Source organism: Chlorogloea sp. CCALA 695, from assembly GCF_003003885.1.
Lineage (GTDB): Bacteria > Cyanobacteriota > Cyanobacteriia > Cyanobacteriales > Chroococcidiopsidaceae > Aliterella.
On the sequence record NZ_PVWN01000121.1, the window covers coordinates 1 to 4,267 of the forward strand.

10 protein-coding genes are annotated in these 4,267 nt (G+C 43.5%); 3 read left to right on the top strand and 7 right to left on the bottom strand.

Translation table 11 applies throughout. From position 1 onward, the window contains the following. Positions 1–312 precede the first annotated feature (312 nt). The 3 genes from C7B70_RS25025 (at position 313) to C7B70_RS25035 (ending at position 1,322) form a co-directional block, all read left to right on the top strand. Positions 313–633, top strand: a complete 321-nt coding sequence (locus C7B70_RS25025) for a transposase family protein (RefSeq protein ID WP_255409386.1) — start codon at positions 313–315, stop codon at positions 631–633. 120 nt (positions 634–753) lie between these two features. After that, positions 754–1,050: a hypothetical protein gene (locus C7B70_RS25030; RefSeq protein ID WP_106371591.1), complete on the top strand. Its 297-nt coding sequence runs from the start codon at positions 754–756 to the stop codon at positions 1,048–1,050. A gap of 44 nt (positions 1,051–1,094) precedes the next feature. Further along, positions 1,095–1,322: a hypothetical protein gene (locus C7B70_RS25035; RefSeq protein WP_106371592.1), complete on the top strand. Its 228-nt coding sequence runs from the start codon at positions 1,095–1,097 to the stop codon at positions 1,320–1,322. Here C7B70_RS25035 and C7B70_RS25040 read toward each other — a convergent pair. The 7 genes from C7B70_RS25040 to C7B70_RS28135 all read right to left on the bottom strand — a co-directional run. Then, complete coding sequence (locus C7B70_RS25040) at positions 1,314–1,616, bottom strand: hypothetical protein (protein WP_199192561.1); 303 nt, start codon at positions 1,614–1,616, stop codon at positions 1,314–1,316. The genes C7B70_RS25035 and C7B70_RS25040 overlap by 9 nt on opposite strands. 15 nt (positions 1,617–1,631) lie before the next feature. Continuing rightward, positions 1,632–1,895, bottom strand: a complete 264-nt coding sequence (locus C7B70_RS28585) for a hypothetical protein (RefSeq protein WP_199192562.1) — start codon at positions 1,893–1,895, stop codon at positions 1,632–1,634. Next, a complete protein-coding gene (locus C7B70_RS28590; protein ID WP_339376753.1) occupies positions 1,882–2,103 on the bottom strand; it encodes a hypothetical protein in 222 nt (73 codons plus the stop codon). Before C7B70_RS28590 ends, C7B70_RS28585 begins: the two co-directional genes overlap by 14 nt. Before the next feature lie 27 nt (positions 2,104–2,130). After that, positions 2,131–2,634 carry a hypothetical protein gene (locus C7B70_RS27430; RefSeq protein WP_199192564.1) on the bottom strand — a complete coding sequence of 168 codons (504 nt, stop codon included), beginning with the start codon at positions 2,632–2,634 and terminating at the stop codon, positions 2,131–2,133. Between the two features lie 218 nt (positions 2,635–2,852). Beyond that, positions 2,853–3,086 (bottom strand): EF-hand domain-containing protein, encoded by a 234-nt coding sequence (locus tag C7B70_RS25050; RefSeq protein WP_106371593.1) that lies wholly within the window; start codon positions 3,084–3,086, stop codon positions 2,853–2,855. Between the two features lie 270 nt (positions 3,087–3,356). Next, positions 3,357–4,061, bottom strand: a complete 705-nt coding sequence (locus C7B70_RS25055) for a hypothetical protein (protein ID WP_106371594.1) — start codon at positions 4,059–4,061, stop codon at positions 3,357–3,359. Next, positions 4,058–4,267, bottom strand: a 210-nt coding sequence (locus C7B70_RS28135) for a hypothetical protein (RefSeq protein WP_233221144.1), incomplete at its 5' end; no start/stop codon positions are given. The genes C7B70_RS25055 and C7B70_RS28135, both read right to left, overlap by 4 nt.

Consider the following 4,267-nt stretch of genomic DNA (forward strand, 5'->3'; position numbering starts at 1 on the left):
CCATTGCTCTGCTTACCTCTTAGCCTTTTATCTCTTGATTCTTTTACTTATTATATCCGGAAAATGACAGAAAAGGGATAGGTCAAGAGTATTGCTGGACTGTTAGCTTAGTGCGTAATCTAAAAAAACCATCTACAAATCTTTACGCTTATGCGTCGATGACAGGGATAATTCATTGAGTAAAGAAATATTAGAATGATCAAAATAGACACGGGTTGGAAATAGCAATGGGAGCGAATTTAATTACTTCACTTCAGGAAGTTAGAGATTTTCGGACATCTCGCGGTAGGCGTTACCCAATGCAGGCTAATTTTGTTATTAGTTGTGATGGGAACTATGAGTGGATGCCGAAGTTATTATGCCCTGGAAGATTTTGGGGTGCGACACTATGGGGCAGTCAGTGAGAAGCTAGGACTAACAGTAACTCGCTTGCCATCGGACACGACTTTTCGTCGCATTTTACAGAAACTCGATTTTGAAACACTGGCACAGCAGTTCGAGCAATGGGTTAATAGTGCATTCACTCTCGAACCTGGGGAGTGGGTAGCGATTGATGGTAAAAGCATTAAAGGAACAGTCACTGAACCAGGCACGGCGAACCCAGAACTTCATTTCTTTGGTGTCAGTCTATAGCCATCAACAAAGAGTGGTGCTTGCCGCCCAACAGTTTGAATTCGTTAAAGAGCAGTGAATTGAAAGTGGTGCAAACAATACTTGAGTCATTGCAGTTAGAAGGAGTGGTGTTCACTATGGATGCCCTTCACTGCCAAAAAAACTACTAAGTTAATCATTGAGGGCGGCAATAACTACGTTATTACTGTCAAAGGTAATCAGCCTCGACTACTGGCACAAATGAAAACCTTAGCGTCACACCAAAAGCCTTGTGAGCGGGTTGTTGATATTGAGCAAATCCGAGGTCGAACCACCTGCCGAATTGTGAATGTATTCACAGACATTAAAGGCATTGACCTTGATTGGCTAGGACGTACGTTGCTTGATTCAAGTCGAACGTATTGGTATCCGCTCCGGAAAGAAATATTTACAGACTAACTATTACATTAGCTCCCTAGTCTCAAAGGCTACTACATTTGCGGATGGGATTCGACAGCATTGGGGAATTGAAAATCGTTTGCACTGGGCCCTTAGATGTAATTTTTGGTGAAGATGCGGCTCCATTATGTAACTACAATGCTGCTACCAATTGGTCTATTATCCGCAATATTGCCATTAATCTTGCTCGTTGGGGCGGTTATGATTCTCTCACCAAGGCGGAACGATTTCTTGCCCATGACATCGACAAAATGTTTTTACTTCTAGAATGAATTATCCCTGCCAGCTACACCTGCTGTTACTAATCCGATCGCCGTAGCGAGTCGATTGGAATTGTCAAACCAAATTTTTAGCAGCCCCAATATCAAAAGTAGGGCGGTGAATAAGTTTAACCCTTGCCTCGCCCAGAACCAAGTCCGCCCGTTGTAGCGATCTCGTAGCGATTGCCTAATCAAAGCATTAGCTACACGACGCAGCAGCCAAAGTATAATTAGGAAGGCTATAGTAATTAATATTTTTAGCCCAATTTCGGTATTAAAGCTAATAAAACTTAAAATTTGCTCCAACTTTTGACTCCCCTGTTAGCTACGGTAAATAACATACATCCCACCCATGTAAAGTGAGATCAGCGCCAGTCCATCCCAAGTAATGTATATTCTTGTAGGGCGAGCAGCGCGGTAAATTAACCGAACAACGGCAACTGAAGTCATTACCATTGCTACTACTGCGGTGAAAATATGCACCCCAGAGATATTTGCCCAGAGATTGCCTGGATACACCAGATCGCAGATACCCAAAATTGCGATGTTAAAAATATTGGAACCAAATAGGTTAGAAACTGCCAAATCCTAAAGCGTTGAGGCGAATCGCTGCTAGTCCCGCGACGGCTTCGGGTAGTGATGTAGTTGCAGCTAGCAAAAGTGTGCTAATAAAACTTTCTCCCAATCCCGTTACTGAGGCAATGCGATCGCCTAGGGATGCCAACCAGACACCTAGCACAACAATTGCGACCGAGAGCAAGATAAATCTGAGATATGCCTGCTGGGGTTTAATATGTTGGTATTGAAAAACCTCGGCTTCTTATTGTAGCACCTCGGTACGTCTCTTTTGCTCAAACTGGGCAAGTATCCGCACACTGAGCAAATAAAGCGCGATCACTGTAATGCTAGGAATACCAACCCAACCTAAAGTTAAATTATTATTTGTCCGAGCTAGGAGCAATCCACCCGCCGCCACACCTAGCAGTACAGAGCCTAAACACGCAGCTAGGGCGTGACTGATCTGCACTCGTTTTAATAGCGGTTCTGGTTCGCTGAAAATGTCCAGCAGTGCTAGGAGGAGCAGATTAAACAAACAACTGCCAAATATGCCGCCTGCGGCTAAATCTGGTGACTTAAAGACAACTACCGCACTGACACCTGTAGCAAGTCCTGGCAAGGAAGTTACGCCTGCTAGCAAAATTGCGCCTACCCAACTACGCCCCAAACCAGTTTTCTCTGCTAAGATATCTGCACTTTGCGATAGCTGCGTACCGACGAAAACCACTAAAATTACACATAAGATCGATTGAAGCGCCAGTAGCATTGCTACTCTCCTGATATTAGCTGCTATACGTAGTCTTTCACAAATATTCAACAGACTGATACTCAAGTTTTATTTGGTGCTTCTAAGACGTTGACATCAATCAATGGTGTGACGTTAAAACCTTGTGCTGATGAGCGCGTTTGGATAAAAACCTAGAAATTTCAAATCCCTCAAAGCGTGGGCTAGAGAGGGATTTTGGGTGTTGGTTTTTTTAACTGCTAGGTTAAATTATTTGCATTTTTAACTGCTGCCTTTAACTCTTCAAAGGTAATACTACCGTCTTCGTTTGAAGCATACCGTGATAGTAACTCCTGGGGACTACTGATACCTGTTTCTGATGAGATGACTGCACTTAAGCCAGGACTTAAAAAAAGCTCATTAATGGAGACTTTGCCGTCTTTGTCGCCATCTAAAGTATTAAAAAGAGATTGAAGCTCTTGCTCGGTTGCCATAAATTTCTTTCAAAATTGATTTTTCAATTTAATATCTCATTAATAGCTCACTCATTGACCAAACTTATATCCAAAGACGTAGAAACGAGCATCGCTGGGTGGAGAAAACGAGATGGTTGGGGATCTTAGCCCATAGGTGACTGTACCATAGCAATCAGATTGGTAAAGTTAGGTATAGCAACGAATGTAGCATTTCTAAAAGCCACAATGTGCAGTAAACGACTGCCAAAATAAATTAAACCAAATACGGTAATGTATCCAACTGTATCTTTACCAATCGTCAATCCAGAAATTTCGTGCTTCAAGGTAAAACTCCCCTTGCCCGTTCCACTGATAAGGCGTAGGCGAATGTAATAACCCCAGCCAAACCTCAACTAAGGGCATACCTAGCGATTGCTGTAATTGCCATAGAGAAACTTTTTCCCCGTGATGTTGCCCAATCCAAGAAGTGATCGCCTGACACCAAGCAAAAATATCTTCATCATGAGCAAAGTCTAAAGCAAGTTGTTTGCGTTCTACGTCGGATAAGGGCAATTCATTATTGTCAATAGGAGAAAGAGCTTCTAGTTGCTCGACCATTGTCAGCACCGCCGACTTATCTACTACACCTGCTACAGAATCTTGCGCCTTTAAGGTAGTTTTTGCTCGGCGTTTACGAGGTGGTAGTAGCGTAATCAAGTCGCTTAAATCCATAGCCATCGTCTGGCGCACAATATCAGAAAAGAAATCGCTCTTGACATGGGGATCGCGGTAAGTATTCTCCCAGTTAGCAATCAGCACTTCTGCGCGTAACAGTTGCAGTTGTACTAGTTGCAAAATAGCTGATCCCGCCGCTTGCATTTGCATCACTTCAGGTAACTGAGCGATTTCCTGTTCCGCTTGGTCTAATATTGCCTCTAAATCGATAGATTCAGGAGCGAGGCGACTCCGTTGTAATTGCGACCAGAGCGGTAGTTCAAGCTGCTGACCGTTCATTGATTTTGAGGATAATAAGGGTTGAGATGCGCTGCGTGGAAAGAACAAGGACGCACGGGGCATTGGGAAATTGAGTGTTGCTCGTTACGTGCAAATCTTTCAAATCCAGAACGCCTGCCATGACCGTACGTCAAATACAACGCATTAAGTAACTGGAGTGCATACTCTTTAACAAGTCGCGGCGGCAGACCAAAGGTATGCTGGGG